The organism is Streptosporangium sp. NPDC051023 (assembly GCF_040689595.1).
GTDB lineage: Bacteria > Actinomycetota > Actinomycetes > Streptosporangiales > Streptosporangiaceae > Streptosporangium.
In genome coordinates, this window is sequence record NZ_JBFBCE010000010.1 from 56,909 (window position 1) to 70,906 (window position 13,998).

Consider the following 13,998-nt stretch of genomic DNA (forward strand, 5'->3'; position numbering starts at 1 on the left):
TCTGAGTGCCCGTGTACAAACTGATCGTCAGAGCGGTTCGGGAGAGGCGGATCGCGCGAGCCGTCGTCCCATGAGGATGATCATCGCCCACAGGACCATGGCCTCCGTAGATGATGTTGAGCGGCCTTGAACGGCCCGATCGGCCCAGTCCGGCCGCGGGCGTCCGACCTGGCGCCGCAGCACCGCCACCTCATGACGCAACAACATGATCTCCGTGTCCTTCGACGCTTTCCTGCGGCCCAGCAACATCAGCCAGCCGAACACTCGAAGCGCGATCAGACAGAGCAGGCGGACAAGCACACGACGCGATCTTTCCTGCAGGGACGGACTCCGTCAAACCGCAGGTCAGAGCCATCGTGGCTGCGTTTTGACGCGGTACAGGTCAGCGCACTCGGCTCAGGAAGACGTCCACGAGCCCGTCGGTGAAGTCATCGCCGAGCGGCTCGGCCGTCACCAGGACGCGGTAGTAGAGGGGGCCCACGAGTCGGGCTGTCTCGGCCGCAATGTCGAGATCGGCCGGCAGTTCGCCCCGCCGTACGGCCTGCTCAAGGAGGAGTTGGTCACGGCGGCGCTGTTCGTCCAGGTATCTGCCACGGAAGTCGGCGGCGAAGGCCGGGTCGTGCTGGGCCTGCCCGATCAGCGCCCTGAAGACGGCTCCGGCGTCGGACTCGCTGGTCGTGGCCGACGACGTGGAGCTGTCCAGCCTCCAGCCCTACCTCGACTACGTACGCGCGCCGGAGAACGGCTATCAGAACGTCACCTTCCCGGTGGAGGACGGCATGGAGATCAGCTGCCGCCTCTGAGGAGCCGTCGAGCCGCGGTTGACACATGGTCGAAGCGGTACAGGCTTAGTGCCTGAGCACAAACTGATCCCTGGGCCCGCTGCGTGGGGCGATAAATGGGCGAAGTGGTGACGTAGCGCGAATCGTCGACAACGTGGAGCAACCTTCCTGCAGTAACGGCGGTTATCGATGCCCCGTCACCAACCGGAAGGTCTGCCGCCGTTGTACGCCACCGCTCTTGCCACTGTCCCCCGCAACGAAGAAACTGCCTGCTCATGTGTGGCCTGCCGCTACGGTCGCGGAGCGCGGCGCCCGGCCCGGACCCGCTGCTACACCACCGACATGACCGACACCGAATGGCAGGCCATCGAGCCGGTCACGCCCTGGCCGGCCTGGTTACACGGCAACGGCGGACGCCCCGAGAAGTACTGCCGTCGCCTGATCGTGGACGCCATCCGGTACGTGGTCGACAACGGCTGCAAGTGGCGCAATCTGCCCGCCGACTTCCCGCCCTGGCGCACCGTCCACGCGATCTTCACTCGCCGGTGGCAGGACGGCGATCTCTACGTCCCCCACAACGACCTGCGCGAACACGTCCGACTGGCCGAAGGACGCCAGGCCGAACCCAGCGCAGGGATCATCGATTCACAGTCGCTGCGGGCAGCCGAGACCGTCGCCACCGACTCCCGCGGATACGACGCGGCAAAGAAAGTTCGGGGCCGCAAGCGGCACGTCATCGTGGACACCCTGGGCCTGCTGCTGGTCGTCATCGTCACCGCCACCAGCATCCAGGACCGCGACGGCGCCAAGCCCGCGCTGGAACGCCTGGGCGACTGGCACGAGCGGATCTCGCTGATCTGGGCCGACAGCGCCTACGCGGGCAAGCTCGTCGCCTGGGCCAAGAAGCACGTCCGGCTCACCCTGGAGATCGTCAAACGCAGCGACGATGTCAGCGGCTTCGTGGTCCCGCCTCGCAGATGGGTGGTGGAAAGGACGCTGTCGTGGATCTCCCAGCGCAGGCGGTGCGTTCGTGACTATGAACGGTTATCCGAGCACCACGAGGCCATGCTCTGTGACATCTTCACCTGCACCCCGACCGACCTGATCGCCACCAAAGCTGAGAACGCCATCGTCCACAAGACCGCAACCGACGATGGGCCGGTCAACCTCAACGCCCGGCGGCCCAAGCGCGCCCGCCTCCGGCTCGAGGAGTGAGCAGGTCTGGCCCGACCTGCGACATCTGCGGGAAAGAAGGGCGCAGATATCGGCGTGGTCTTTGCGACCAGTGCGCCTTGACCCAAGACCTGCAAGCCGTGCAGGCCGGGCGAAGCATCTTCTTCTCAGCGAACCACCGGATCATCGCGACCCCGTGAATGAGGATTTAGTTAAGCACGCACGGCGCCATAATCATATTAGGGCATCCCTTACCCAAGAATCGGTTACGTAAAATTCTGCGGCCCCGACAAATAGTCGGCCTTGTCATTCAAGATAGAGACATGACACATGGTGGTTGCAACACAACTTACCGCCACTCGATGCAGGTAAACCCTGCTACCTAAATATTCAACTAGAGGCGCCAAGGTTAAGCATCTTCTTCGCATATGCAGAATGGTCATATCAGATGCAAACTCATTGCACAAGCCTTGTAAAATAATACACATCTTGCCACGATCCTTTCGAGGGCTTCCTCTTTCGCTCACCGTGAGCGCACTCTAGTCAGCGACTAACCAGAAGCGTCAGGAAAGGGACTCCAGTGACTTCTCTTCTCCATGCCATCGTCCGAAAGTCGACTCTAATGGCCGCCATCTGCGCGGCTGCAGTAATTGGCGCCAGCAGCTCCTCGCCCGCATTCGCAAACGATCCTACCTCTAGCAACTTGACGCCTGCCGCCGAAACCCCCACCCCAAACGACCCTGCATCTAATTTCGGTCAGTGCGGATCAAGCGAATCTCCAATTCTGTGGGGAGAGGGAAGAGCACATTGGGATCTCACTTGCAAGAACGGAAAAATCACCGCTAAGGGATGGGTCCTGGACGAAGACTCAGACTCTAGATGCCTTCAAGTGAAGGCGATCTTCCAGGACAACATCACGGAAGTTAGCCAGCCCGCATGCCCAGAAGGCGTAAGAAGAACCTTTAGCTGGACTCACACAGGAACGCTCGTAGATGTCTACCTGTACTCGTACGACGTATAAAGAGGCGAAGAGAGATATGCCATGAAACTCCATATATCGCGTGCCGCAATCCGCAATCTCACTATCGCAACACTAGTAACCATCACAGCATTAACAACATCACCAGGAACCGCCCTTGCGGGATCAAACGGCCAACAGCTCCGCCTATGCGATGACACACTACTCTATAATGCGGTAAAGATTACAGGAAAGAATAATCTGGGAAGGACTGTTAGCACATCTTCCCACCTCGACGCCCATGACAACTGCCATAGCTTTAACGGCTGGTGGTGGAAAGGCCCCGTAGTCCTTAAGTGGTTCCGCGAGGGAACCTCCAAGACTGTAACTACTTACGACTGCGATGTGCCAGAGGTGTTGGAAGGATGGGATTGGTTCTTCTGCGTCAACGACTAAAAAGCTTTCATTAGGCAACCGTCCTCCTCTGAATTCCTTGACACCCAAGCAAGGAGCTCAGGGGAGGTTCTTACACGAACCAGCATCGATCAGTCTGGAGTTGGTATAGTGGTCGTTCGGTTCTACACCTGCTTCCTGTGAGCTAGTGTCCCCGCCCGCCCTCGCCTAGGAGCATCAATGGATGCAGAAGACATCACGAGATTTAACGAATTAACTCTAGTCGCTAACGAGCGAGATGCTTTAGACGTGTCCGACCTGCTCGAGGTTGGACAACTGCTAGGCGAGGTGACCCGGGCCGCTGCTGCACTGGCCGATCATGCAAACGCCGAAGTCACCACCCTGCTAGATCGGTACATCTTGCATGATGACACGGGAGAGGAGCCACAAGCTCGCCTCGCTGAGGCCCGTCACCGTCTCACAAAGATGGCGAGTCTGTTGCAGGACGTCAGCAAGAACGCCGACCGTTACTACGCCGCGATGGGGCACATCGGCGTGCAGACGGTTCTTGAAGCTGATGAAAATCGCCCCTAATCACCAACACCCGAGCGCAATTAGATGCGAGAAAATAGAAAACCACTCGGAACTATCTCTCGCCTTCCACTGGAGTCAGACTGCCCCAACCACCGTGCCGTTCCGGGACCTGCGGAGCCGTCTGCTTCGGGGTTGAGGAACGATGGAGCAGCCATTGGCGGTACCCGCCGGTAACTGGCTTGACCGGGCAGATCTCGCGTTCTGTTCCCTTTGACTCAGGCTAGCCGGGGTCCCTGTAGCAAACAGCGAAAATCCAACGGATATAGCTCTGAACTGCGGGTCCTTAAAGTTCGTTGCAGGCAGATGCGACGCGGGTGGTGTACGTCCGGTGCGCCTTGCGCGCGGCTGGTCCGGCGGTTTGCTCGGCCAGGGCCGCGCTCTGCTGTAGCACCGCTCAGTGCAGTGTGAGTGGTGCGGTGATGCGGACCGATTGGCCCTGACCGCGGCGGATTGCCTTCCCTGCGGCGATGGCTTGACGGACGGCGCCGACCCTCTGGCCCGCTGACCGGAGCGGGCCGAGGGCCGGTCACGGCGGATCTCAGCCGCCGGACGCGGAGGGCCGAGGTGTCGCGGAAGGCTGAGGCGCGAGATAGCGGGTGACCAGTTCCTCGAACCGGGTGATCGCGGGCCGCCAGTCGGCGGGCAGGTTGTGGCAGCGGGTGGCGTGCCTGCCCCGGTAGCCCAGGGTGTAGGTGAAGTGGTCGGGGACGTCACAGCCCGCCGTGGAGGACGACCACGTCCGGATGTAGGCGAGCCTGCGCCGCAGGGAGCGGAACTCGGCCGGGGCGAGCTGGAAGTCGGCGCTCGTGGTGGTCGTCGTGCCGTGGGCCTTGCCGTACCGGTCGATGGTGATCGTCTCGTGGATTCCGGCGAAGCCCCCCGACTTCTCATAGACGATCACCGCCGCGGGGGCGCCGGTCGTGGAAGGCTTCGGAGTCTCGGCCCACGCCGTCGCCGGGCTCACCGTCGCCGATGCCAGGACCGCCGCGGCGACCATGTGTTTCACCATGACATGTTCCTTTCGTGAGCGTGGAGCGTTTCGGGGCTCGCCGGAGGGACCGCCCGGCGGTTCGGTGGCGAGGCGTTCCGGGTACGGCTCACGCCTGCGGCGCGAGAACCGGCCGCCCGAACGCCACAGTCACCGGAAGGCTCCTGCGCACTCACGATCGATGTGCCACCAAAGCGAACAAGCCCCCGAAAGCACGCACCACTGCATACGTGTTCCGCTGTTTCCGCGCATGCCGACACCACCGTCCCCTCCCCTTCTCCGGAGACGGCGAAGCGGGCCGGGGCGCACGTGACGCCGGACAGCGGAACCAGGCTCGCGGCGACGGCCACGGAAGGCCACCTGACGCGCCGACGACCCCTCGGATTCCTCAAACGCGGGGAACGACATGACCGGCGACGGTGCTCGGCGTGTCACGGGCCGCTCTGACGGCCAGCACAAGGGCGGTCACCAGGGCGGCGGCCACCGTCACCGAAAGGACGAGGGGGCCGGGCCGCTCCTGCGGCCCGGTGCTCGCCACGATCAGGTTGAGGATGAGGAGCTGTCCGGTGGCGAGCGCGTAGCCGAACACCATGGTCGCCCCGGCCTGGGGCGGTACCGCGCAGGCCCAGATCAGGACGACGACGGTGCCCAGGATCGCCAGCGTCTTCGGCAGCGCGCCCTGGAAACCGCTCGCCCCGATGACACAGGCCGCGACGGCGAGCAGGAGGGCGAACGAGGAGAGGGTCAGGTATCTGCCCGGCGGCGAGGCGCCACGGGCGACCCTTCCCGCGGCCAGCAGGGCGGTACCGGTGGCGCAGACGTACGCCGCCATCTCCCACCAGATGGCCGGAAGGCCGCGGGCGGCCTCCCAGCCGGTGGTGAGGACGATCGCGGAGTCACCCATCCACACGGGCAGCGCGCCGACGAGCAGTCGCGCCCAGGTGTCCGGGCGGACGCTGCCCAGCATGCCGAAGGAGGCCAGCAGAAGCGCGAAGAACGGCAGGTGGGTGACCGCGAGGAGCATCATGGCGAGGTCGTCGTCCCACAACTGCCCGCGGGTCAGCGTGGAGAGGCCCCCCTCGTCGAGAAGGCCGAACTCCATGATCCAGGTGTCGAACGGGGCGTCGCGCACGGCCAGGACGGCGGGACCGGCCGGGACGAGGTGGGCGGTGAGCCGCAGCCAGCCCATCGTCCACAGCGCGACCGCCAGGAGGCCGAGCAGCCCGGCGCCCCGGATCAGCAGCCCCGGCAGCTGGGCGGCGGCGTCCTGGGCGGGAGCCGCGGCCTCCTGGGCGGGAACCGGATCGGCCGTGCCGAGCATCGCCTGGCTCACGGTCGCCGGGGACCACGGTGCCCGATCGACGTGTACGGTTCCCGCGACCGGCGAGACCGGACCGGCGTGCACGGTTCCCGCGACCGGTGAGACCGCCGCGGGTGGCGGCGTAACCGGTGTCCCCGGCGTCCCCGGCGTCCCCGGCGTCCCCGGTGGAGGCGAGAGCGGGTGCGCCGCACCGGCCCCGGGAACCGGAGGTTCGGTGATCAGCCGGGTGACGTCGGCGGGCAGCCATCCGGTCGCCGGGACGGCGGTCTCCAGATCCGCGAGAAGGGCGCTCGCGGTAGGTCGCTCCCCGGGGTCCCTGTTCATGCAGGAGGCGACGACGTCTCGCAGGCCGTCCGGCAGGCCGTCCAGGTCAGGGTTCTGGTGGGCGATCCGGTACATCAGCGCGGCCTGCGGGCCCTCGCCGTACGGCTGGACGCCGTAGGCCTCGCACAGGACCGCGCCGAGCGCGAAGACGTCGGCCGCCGAGCTCACCGGAGAGCCGACGATCTGCTCGGGCGCCATGAATCCCGGCGTGCCGATCGACGCCCCCGCCCGGGTGAGCGCCGTGGCGTCCATCGCGCGGCTGATGCCGAAGTCGATGACACGGGGCCCGTCGTCCGCGAGCAGGATGTTGGCCGGTTTGAGGTCCCGGTGCACCAGCCCCGCCGAGTGGACGGCCTCAAGGGCCTCGGCCAGCCCGGCGCCGAGCACCCGGACCGAATACTCGGGAAGGGGCCCGTGGGTGCTGAGGACCGTCGCGAGCGAGGGGCCGGGAACGTAGGCGGTGACCACCCAGGGGGGATCGCCCTCGACGTCGGCGTCCACCACCTGGGCGGTGTGGAAGCCTCCGACCAGACGGGCGGCCTGCACCTCCTGCGCGAAACGCCTGCGGAACTCCAGGTCGGCGGCCAGCTCGCGCCGCACCACCTTCACCGCGACCGCCCGTCCCCCGGGGGAGTGCCCGAGGAACACCTCTCCCATGCCGCCCTGGCCCAGGCGACCCGAGAGGCGGTAGCGGCCGATCATCTGAGGGTCGGAGGGCTGGAGGGGGTCCATGGGCATTTCTCACTCCGTGGAGATGAGCGGTTCCTCAACGCCGTTATATAGCATTAAGGATGCATCGTTCCATAAAAGGTTTTTGATGGAGACTCAAACCAGCACGGAGAGCTTTATATGTCCGTTTGAGTGGCATATGGCAGTTTGCAGGAATTTCCCGCCCGACAGGCGCGGCGTCACCATCCCTCCGCCCCACGATCCCACGGCTCGCCACACGCCCCCCGGCGGAACCCGGACCCCGCAGAGCCTCAGAGCCGAGCAGCGGGCCCCGGGCACCCCGCCGGTACCGCCCCCCCGGTCCCGCGCTCTTGCACGGCGCTTGCGGGCCGTACGGCAAGCGGCGATCGAGCGGCTTGAAGCGGGTGCCCCTATCACTGGTCGAGGCCTGGGGAGGCCCCGCCGGGCGGCGCCGACGGACGACGAACCTCTGTCCGGGGCCGGCACCGCCCGGTTTCCCCCGCCTCCGGCGAGACCCGCGCCACCACCGGCTCGACCACGGACGGCTCACGCCCACCACCGCCCCGTCCGGTCTGGAGCGGCGCGCCGACGAGCGCTCCTCGCGACGGGGAAGACCTCACCCGGAACGGCAGAGCGCAAGCGGGACGGTCAGGGAAGGGGGAAGTCGAACTCGCCGTCCTTGACGCCGCCGACGAACGCCTCCCACTCGCCCCGGCTGTAGACGATCACCTCGGCCTCGGGACGACGGCTGTGCCGTACGGCCACCCGCCCACTCCCATCCCCCAACGGCCCCGCTTCCACACACTGGCCACCGGCGTCAGGGCTCCTCGTGCTGACATGCCAGGCGATGCTTGCCAGTTCCTCGCGGGTGACCATCACGTGCCCCTCCCATTTGCTTGCCTGACAGAATCGGCGGCGCTCCGGATAACGGTTGCGGACTCATCCGGAGTGAGCGCGGCGCTATGAATTGAATCGTACGCTCGTGCGAAGTTTTCGACACCCTCCGCCTCGGTGTAAACGGCGCCTCCTCTGGTCTCCACACATGTCACATCGGAATACGCCTCCGGCATGTCGAAAATCATGAAGGAACCTTCCAGACTGGCGTGCGCCCCGGCGGTGAACGGCAGAACCCGGACGGTCACATTCGGTCTGGCCGTTTTCTCGGCCAGGTGCTCCAACTGGGCACACATCACGTCCGGGCCACCGATCACACGGTGAAGCACCGCCTCGTCGAGGATGACCTGCAGTCGCAGCGCCGCCTCCACGTCGAGCACGCGCTGCCGGGACATCCGGAACTCCACCCAGCGTTCGATCTGGTCGGCGGAAGCCCCCATGCCGCTCGCGCCGATGACCGCCGAAGCGTAGTTCCGGGTCTGAAGGAGGCCGGGGACCAGCATCGCCGCATAAGCATGGATTCCCTCGGCACGGGTTTCGAGCCAGGCGTGATCGAGCATTCCGCCGAGAGAGTCTGCGGCATAGCCATCCCACCAGCCTTTGCGCCAAATATCACGGCTGAGCTGTTCGAGGCCGTCACGGACCTTCCGGTCGTCGACACCGTAGAGGTTGAGCAGCGCGAGCACGTCGGCGACTCTCGCCGGGATGATGCCGGACTCCACCCGGCTGATGCTTCCGGCGTCACGCTGGAGGTAGTCACCCGCCTGCCTGAGCGTCAGCCCAGCCGACTCGCGGTACTCCCTCAGGTGCTTGCCGAGCCACTGAGCACGCAGCGTCGGCCCTCGCTTCACCTTCATTGTCCGCCTCCTGGGAATTTCACCGTTGAACATCCGGCCCTATCGGACAAACTTGGACAATAACAATATTGATTTACTACAACCTTGCGTTTATTTAAATTCGATGTCACGCTACCAGGGCAGCGGCGATCACGCTGCGCATTGGCGTGAAAACGCAAAGGAATCACCCGGGGCAGGGTCGCCCGCCCGATCTCCGCCCGGATTCACCACCGGAAGGAATTACCCGACATGGAGCACCACAACGGCCCCAATCGGCCATCCGCCAATCAGGCGGCAAACTTCGGGGAAGGGCACCCGGACACGGAGCTTGGGCACGCGCACCAGAGCACGCACCCGCTGATCGGCGAACTGCCGCGCATGTTCGCCCTGGCCCAGGGGTTCGACGAGGGCGACGAGGAAGAGGAGAGCCCGACGGAGGTGGTGGCCTACGGGCTGGCGCTGCCGGGAGGGGCTACGACGACCGTCGGCGCGAACGGCCACGGATTCGGCCTGTGGAACAGCGCCAGCAGCGCCGCGCGGCGGCTCCACTCCGACCTCGCCTGGCTGGGCGAGGACGCCGTACGACCGGACGGCGCCGGAGGGTCCCCGTCGTAGCCGCGAGGAAGAGAAAGGCGTCCGGTTCACCGTGAACCGGACGCCCGGGGAGCGGCCGAGGCGGCAGCGCGACGGCGAAACTCACCCCGGGATCTGGCGCCCCTATTTCGGCCCGCAAAAATATTGATCTTGTTATATTTTGGAATAAGAGTGGTGCTCCACAGAGGCGAGCCACCTATCGACGGGAAAATATGACCAATCAGCTCGTACGATGGGAGATCGACGGCGGATCTGTAGTCGTCGAAACGGACGATAAGTACATTACGGACTGGGCTCCGGTGTCCACGGCCGGCGATCGCGTCATCTATGACGCGAAGCAACGATTCGAAGACGCCCTCAAACATGTCAGAGGTGCCGCGGAGGCGGCGCTGAAGACCTTCCGCGAGGGCGTGGTCGAGCCGGACGAGGTCGAAGTGGAGTTCGGCGTGAAGCTGGGCACCGAGGCGGGCGCCGTCATCGCCAAGGCGTCCGTCGAGGGGAACCTCATCGTCAGGATCAAGTGGTCGGGGACCGGAAGCCGCGAGCAAATCGAGTAGAGCGTGTTCACCATGTGGCGTGCCCGGATCACCGGGAGGAAAGATCGATCACTGGTCACCGGCGCTGGAATCCTGATAGACGCCAAACGCCTGCTGACCTGCGCACACCTCGTTAAGGACTGTTCGGATCTCACCGTCAGTTTTGTGCAGACGGGTCGGCGGGACCTTCAGGACCTCCCCGCCGACATTTCACACATGGGCCCCTGGCAGCGCCCCGGCGACCCCGGCGACGTGGCCGTTCTCGAACTGCCTCATGAAATCGATCTCGTTCCGGCCCGGTTGTCGCTTCGGCCGCTTCAGTCGAGCACCACGGTCGAGCTGAACGCCCACGGCTTTCCCAAGGATTCCGGCCTTTTCGGCTCAGCCCTCCGATTACGGGTGACCTCGTCGCACGGCATCGGCGAATGGCTGCACATCGAGGCCGCGACCGGCCACGCGGAGATTCCCCGTGGAGGATTCAGCGGTTCGGGTGCGTACGAGGAAATCAGCGGCGAGGTCCTCGGCATGATCTCGGACGCCTCGAACGACCAGAACCGCCGCACCGGCCGCATGATTCCCGTCGGCACGATTCGCCGGCACTGGGAGGAGATCGACGATCTACTCGACCTGCCCTGGATGCCGCGGGACGAAAGAATCCGCCTTCGCGCGATCGTCCGCGACGCCAGGACCGATGTCGACCTCGCGACACTGGTCGCGAACGAGTTTCCCGGGACGCCCCGCCCCCGGGACCTCGTCTCACCGTGGGACGCCATCAGGTTCGTCGCCGAGGAACTCCACGCGGACGGCCGTGTCGCCCGCGTCGTCAACGCCGTCGCGGCGCATCTGACGGATTCTCACACCGGGGCGAACCTGAAAGACTGGATTCGGCACGATCTGCGAACTCCCCCGGCGGCCGACACGACGAAGGCCGACGAAGACGCGGAACCCTCCTTTTTCATCTCGTACTCCCGTGATGACGCCGCATACGTGAACCGGCTGGCCGAGCACCTGCGCTCCCAGGGCCTTCCCGTATGGCTCGACGTCCACGCGAAATGGGGCAGCAATCCCATTCGGGAGGCCCACCGACGGATCTCCCAGGCGCTGGGCGTCATCGTGATCATGTCGCCCAGCGCGGAGCGGTCCGATCGGATGATCGGAGAGGTCCTTCAGGCCCAAGAGCATGACCGCAGGATCTTTCCCATTCTCCTGCGAGGGAAGGTCCCCTACTTCCTGGGCGCCACCCAGCCCTTCGACGCCCGCGACGGCGGGATGCCCGACGAGAGCTACATCCGCGTTCTGCGGAACATCCATGATGCGACCGCCGTAACGGGAACCCAAGGCCCGGTCTCGGCACAGCCGCCGCCGGCGCCCCCGCCGCCGCTCCCGGTGTCACTCATCTCCGGCACCGCCTCGACACGGAACCTCGTGTCCTTCCTGAAGGACGGCGACCTCGAGCACGCCGACATCTGGACGACGACGCTCCTCCTCGAGGCCGCGGGGCGGATCAGGAATGGCTGGATGCGCCAGGTCGACGGAGGGCGCCTGCCGTATGAGCTGCTGAGCGAGGTGGACACGCTCTGGTCACGCGCTTCGGACGGAACGCAGGGGTTCGGAGCGCAGCTGTCCCGCCACGCCGGGCCTGCGGCGGGCACGCCCGCCGGTTACGCGGGCGACTTCTTCGCACTGGCCGAGGCCCTGGGCTGGCGGGAGAGCCGCCAGGCGACGCCGAGATACGGGGAGTTCGTCCCGTCCGGGCCTCTCCCCACCGGTTTCTTTCCCACGCTGCGCAATCCGCAGCTCGAACACTATCGGGGCTGGCACGACCACTGGCGGCAGACCGTGATGGCGGTCCACCTGCAATTACGTAAATGGAGGGGGCGGCGATGAGTGCCATGTTCCTCGTCAAGATCCCGAAAGGCAAGGTCGGCATCGTCAGACGCAAGTTCGGCCGGGTGCATCCGGACGACGAGGGCCGCGAGATTCGCGTCAACGAGTCCTCCCCGGGAACCCGGGCCGCGACCCTTCAGGCGGACCGCTTCTACACGCTGCCGAGCTATCTCTACGAGGTGGAGATCGTCGAGCGGACCGAGGTGCCGCTGGGGACGATCGGTGTCGTCGTGGCGAAGGACGGGGCCCCTCCCTCCTCAACCCGGACGCTGTCGGCGCACGTCGAATGCCGGGACTTCCAGGACGGTGTGGCGTTCCTGCGGAACGGAGGGATGAAGGGCAGGCAGCCGGGCGTCCTTCAGGGGGGCGCCTCCTACGCCATCAACACGGAGCTCTTCGAGGTGGTCACCGTACGGACCCCCGAGGCGGGCAGATACGGCCTCACGACCGAGGATCTCGCGGAGGTCAGGATCCAGGAGGGCACCAGCGGGGTGGTGGTGGTCCACGAGGGCGAACCCGCGGGAGAGGAGGAGGGAGCGGTCGGCCGCCGGGTGCCGGGACACAACAGCTTCCAGCTCCCCCTGGTCTTCCTGAACGGCGGAGGGCAGCGGGGGCTGCAGGAGGAGCCCCTCGGCAGCGGCGTCTACCGGATCAACCCCTGGTTCGCCAGGGTCATCCACATCCCCACCCGCATCCTCGTCCTGGACTGGAAGAAACCGGGGAGCAAGCGGCAGAACAACCTGGACTCGTCGCTGGAGCAGATCCGGATCAACGTCGAGGGCCACTGGGTGCGGTTCGACATGACGCAGACCATCCAGATCCCGGCCAAGGCCGCCCCCGGGCTGGTCAGCCGCGTCGGCGAGCAGAAGAGCGACCAGGACGACCCTCCGGTACGGCGGTTCGTCGACAAGGTTCTGGCCCCCGCCGTCGAGGGCTACTTCCAGCGCGCGGCCGCGGGTCGTCCGATCCTCGACTTCCTCACCAACGCCGAGGCGATCCGGCTCGAGCTCGCCGAGCAGGTGCGCGAGGCGCTGAGCGCCTGGCAGGTCACCCCGGTCGACACCGTCCTCAACGAGTTCGAACCCGAGGGGACGAGCCTCGACGAGCTGCGGCAGTCCATCGTCAGCGAACGTGAAAAGCGGCAGTTGCTCCAGCACACCCGCGAGAACAAAAAGATCGAGAGGGAGCTCGAGATAGGGCAGATCGGGGTCGAGCGAGAACGCCGCAAGCTGGAGAGCGTCGCGCTCGCCGAGCAGGTCCGCCTCCTGAGCCGTGACCACGTCGCCATGGAGCGGTTCCTGGCCCAGCTCAAGGAAATCAACGTACCGACCTACGTCGGCGGCAACGCGGACGCGCTTTTGCAGCTCATGCCGATGCAGGCCGCCCAGGAGTTGATCAACAACGCGATGCGGGGGGCGTCGGCCGTCGACGCCCAGCGGCGGCGGGAGATCACTCCGGGCGCGTCCCAGGGCAGCGTCGAGGCCGCGCTGAAAAAGGCGCTGACCGACCAGCGATCGGCGCAGCTGAGCGGCGCCTCCCAGCGGGAGCAGACCGTCGTCGTCTACCTCAGCCGGGACGACGGCCACGCCGACGTGCAGGACGCCGTCGACCGGTTCGCCCAGGCCTTCGGATGGGCCGTAACCGGGGAGTCGGCCCCGACGACCGCCCCGTGGTTCCAGACGATCACGATCCAGGCGGACGAGGGGGGCACAGCCGCCACGCCCGAGGAGATGGAGGCCGAGTTGCGGCGCGCGGCGGCCCTGCAGGGCACCGATGACCCGTGGAGCAGGCCCGGCGCCGCGGTGAGGCTGCTGGAGTCTCTGAGCGGCACGCCGCTGGCCGTTCTTCTCATCGGCCCCCTCCTGCTCGTCGAGGTACACGGGGAGCACGCCCTGCTCTCCCTCGGGCACCGGCAGCTCAGCCACCTCATCCGCAGGCCGGGCAGGCTCCTCACCGAGCCGCTCGAGGTCGTCGCGGACCTCCGCAGGAGCATGGGAGAACTCCCGTGACCCTCGGCTCGCGAGAGGC

At 66.0% G+C, this 13,998-nt stretch carries 13 protein-coding genes; 7 read left to right on the forward strand and 6 right to left on the reverse strand.

Annotation, left to right across the window (positions count from 1 at the left end; translation table 11 throughout):
- Nucleotides 1-27 precede the first annotated feature (27 nt).
- Together AB0395_RS09050 and AB0395_RS09055 are read right to left on the reverse strand one after the other, a co-directional pair.
- The gene (locus AB0395_RS09050) at nucleotides 28-300 is read right to left on the reverse strand and encodes a hypothetical protein (protein WP_366278495.1); all 273 of its coding nucleotides are present in this window, start codon (nucleotides 298-300) and stop codon (nucleotides 28-30) included.
- 82 nt (nucleotides 301-382) lie between these two features.
- Complete coding sequence (locus AB0395_RS09055) at nucleotides 383-703, reverse strand: TetR-like C-terminal domain-containing protein (RefSeq protein WP_366278689.1); 321 nt, start codon at nucleotides 701-703, stop codon at nucleotides 383-385.
- Between AB0395_RS09055 and AB0395_RS09060 the strand changes: the two genes are divergently transcribed.
- The 3 genes from AB0395_RS09060 to AB0395_RS09070 all read left to right on the forward strand — a co-directional run bounded on the left by AB0395_RS09060 (nucleotide 678) and on the right by AB0395_RS09070 (nucleotide 3,900).
- The gene (locus AB0395_RS09060; RefSeq protein WP_366278497.1) at nucleotides 678-803 is read left to right on the forward strand and encodes a hypothetical protein; all 126 of its coding nucleotides are present in this window, start codon (nucleotides 678-680) and stop codon (nucleotides 801-803) included. The two genes, AB0395_RS09055 and AB0395_RS09060, sit on opposite strands and share 26 nt — an antisense overlap.
- 321 nt (nucleotides 804-1,124) lie before the next feature.
- Nucleotides 1,125-1,997 carry an IS5 family transposase gene (locus AB0395_RS09065; protein WP_366278499.1) on the forward strand — a complete coding sequence of 291 codons (873 nt, stop codon included), beginning with the start codon at nucleotides 1,125-1,127 and terminating at the stop codon, nucleotides 1,995-1,997.
- A gap of 1,549 nt (nucleotides 1,998-3,546) precedes the next feature.
- Complete coding sequence (locus AB0395_RS09070; protein ID WP_366278501.1) at nucleotides 3,547-3,900, forward strand: hypothetical protein; 354 nt, start codon at nucleotides 3,547-3,549, stop codon at nucleotides 3,898-3,900.
- Between the two features lie 538 nt (nucleotides 3,901-4,438).
- Here the strand turns inward: AB0395_RS09070 and AB0395_RS09075 are convergent.
- The 4 genes from AB0395_RS09075 to AB0395_RS09090 all read right to left on the reverse strand — a co-directional run bounded on the left by AB0395_RS09075 (nucleotide 4,439) and on the right by AB0395_RS09090 (nucleotide 8,974).
- The gene (locus AB0395_RS09075) at nucleotides 4,439-4,909 is read right to left on the reverse strand and encodes a hypothetical protein (protein WP_366278503.1); all 471 of its coding nucleotides are present in this window, start codon (nucleotides 4,907-4,909) and stop codon (nucleotides 4,439-4,441) included.
- 367 nt (nucleotides 4,910-5,276) lie between these two features.
- Entirely contained in the window at nucleotides 5,277-7,271 is a 1,995-nt protein-coding gene (locus AB0395_RS09080; RefSeq protein ID WP_366278505.1) for a serine/threonine-protein kinase, read from the reverse strand.
- Nucleotides 7,272-7,871: 600 nt separating this feature from the next.
- Nucleotides 7,872-8,099 carry a DUF397 domain-containing protein gene (locus tag AB0395_RS09085; RefSeq protein WP_366278690.1) on the reverse strand — a complete coding sequence of 76 codons (228 nt, stop codon included), beginning with the start codon at nucleotides 8,097-8,099 and terminating at the stop codon, nucleotides 7,872-7,874.
- Nucleotides 8,099-8,974 carry a helix-turn-helix transcriptional regulator gene (locus AB0395_RS09090; RefSeq protein WP_366278507.1) on the reverse strand — a complete coding sequence of 292 codons (876 nt, stop codon included), beginning with the start codon at nucleotides 8,972-8,974 and terminating at the stop codon, nucleotides 8,099-8,101. Before AB0395_RS09090 ends, AB0395_RS09085 begins: the two co-directional genes overlap by 1 nt.
- A 228-nt stretch (nucleotides 8,975-9,202) precedes the next feature.
- Here AB0395_RS09090 and AB0395_RS09095 point away from each other — a divergent pair, with 228 nt between their 5' ends.
- The 4 genes from AB0395_RS09095 to AB0395_RS09110 all read left to right on the forward strand — a co-directional run bounded on the left by AB0395_RS09095 (nucleotide 9,203) and on the right by AB0395_RS09110 (nucleotide 13,979).
- Nucleotides 9,203-9,568, forward strand: coding sequence for a hypothetical protein (locus AB0395_RS09095; protein WP_366278509.1), 366 nt, complete (start codon nucleotides 9,203-9,205; stop codon nucleotides 9,566-9,568).
- A 191-nt stretch (nucleotides 9,569-9,759) separates the two neighbouring features.
- Nucleotides 9,760-10,104: a CU044_2847 family protein gene (locus tag AB0395_RS09100; protein WP_366278510.1), complete on the forward strand. Its 345-nt coding sequence runs from the start codon at nucleotides 9,760-9,762 to the stop codon at nucleotides 10,102-10,104.
- Nucleotides 10,105-10,116: 12 nt separating this feature from the next.
- Nucleotides 10,117-11,970 carry a TIR domain-containing protein gene (locus AB0395_RS09105; protein ID WP_366278691.1) on the forward strand — a complete coding sequence of 618 codons (1,854 nt, stop codon included), beginning with the start codon at nucleotides 10,117-10,119 and terminating at the stop codon, nucleotides 11,968-11,970.
- Nucleotides 11,967-13,979 (forward strand): SPFH domain-containing protein, encoded by a 2,013-nt coding sequence (locus tag AB0395_RS09110; protein ID WP_366278511.1) that lies wholly within the window; start codon nucleotides 11,967-11,969, stop codon nucleotides 13,977-13,979. The genes AB0395_RS09105 and AB0395_RS09110 overlap by 4 nt, the downstream gene beginning before the upstream one ends.
- The last annotated feature ends 19 nt before the right edge of the window (nucleotides 13,980-13,998 follow it).

Coding starts and splice junctions, on each gene's coding strand:
- AB0395_RS09075 (WP_366278503.1), bottom strand. CDS start 4,909: ATGGTGAAACACATGGTCGCCGCGGCGGTCCTGGCATCGGCGACGGTG.
- AB0395_RS09100 (WP_366278510.1), top strand. CDS start 9,760: ATGACCAATCAGCTCGTACGATGGGAGATCGACGGCGGATCTGTAGTC.
- AB0395_RS09090 (WP_366278507.1), bottom strand. CDS start 8,974: ATGAAGGTGAAGCGAGGGCCGACGCTGCGTGCTCAGTGGCTCGGCAAG.
- AB0395_RS09070 (WP_366278501.1), top strand. CDS start 3,547: ATGGATGCAGAAGACATCACGAGATTTAACGAATTAACTCTAGTCGCT.
- AB0395_RS09105 (WP_366278691.1), top strand. CDS start 10,117: ATGTGGCGTGCCCGGATCACCGGGAGGAAAGATCGATCACTGGTCACC.
- AB0395_RS09110 (WP_366278511.1), top strand. CDS start 11,967: ATGAGTGCCATGTTCCTCGTCAAGATCCCGAAAGGCAAGGTCGGCATC.
- AB0395_RS09095 (WP_366278509.1), top strand. CDS start 9,203: ATGGAGCACCACAACGGCCCCAATCGGCCATCCGCCAATCAGGCGGCA.
- AB0395_RS09085 (WP_366278690.1), bottom strand. CDS start 8,099: ATGGTCACCCGCGAGGAACTGGCAAGCATCGCCTGGCATGTCAGCACG.
- AB0395_RS09065 (WP_366278499.1), top strand. CDS start 1,125: ATGACCGACACCGAATGGCAGGCCATCGAGCCGGTCACGCCCTGGCCG.
- AB0395_RS09080 (WP_366278505.1), bottom strand. CDS start 7,271: ATGCCCATGGACCCCCTCCAGCCCTCCGACCCTCAGATGATCGGCCGC.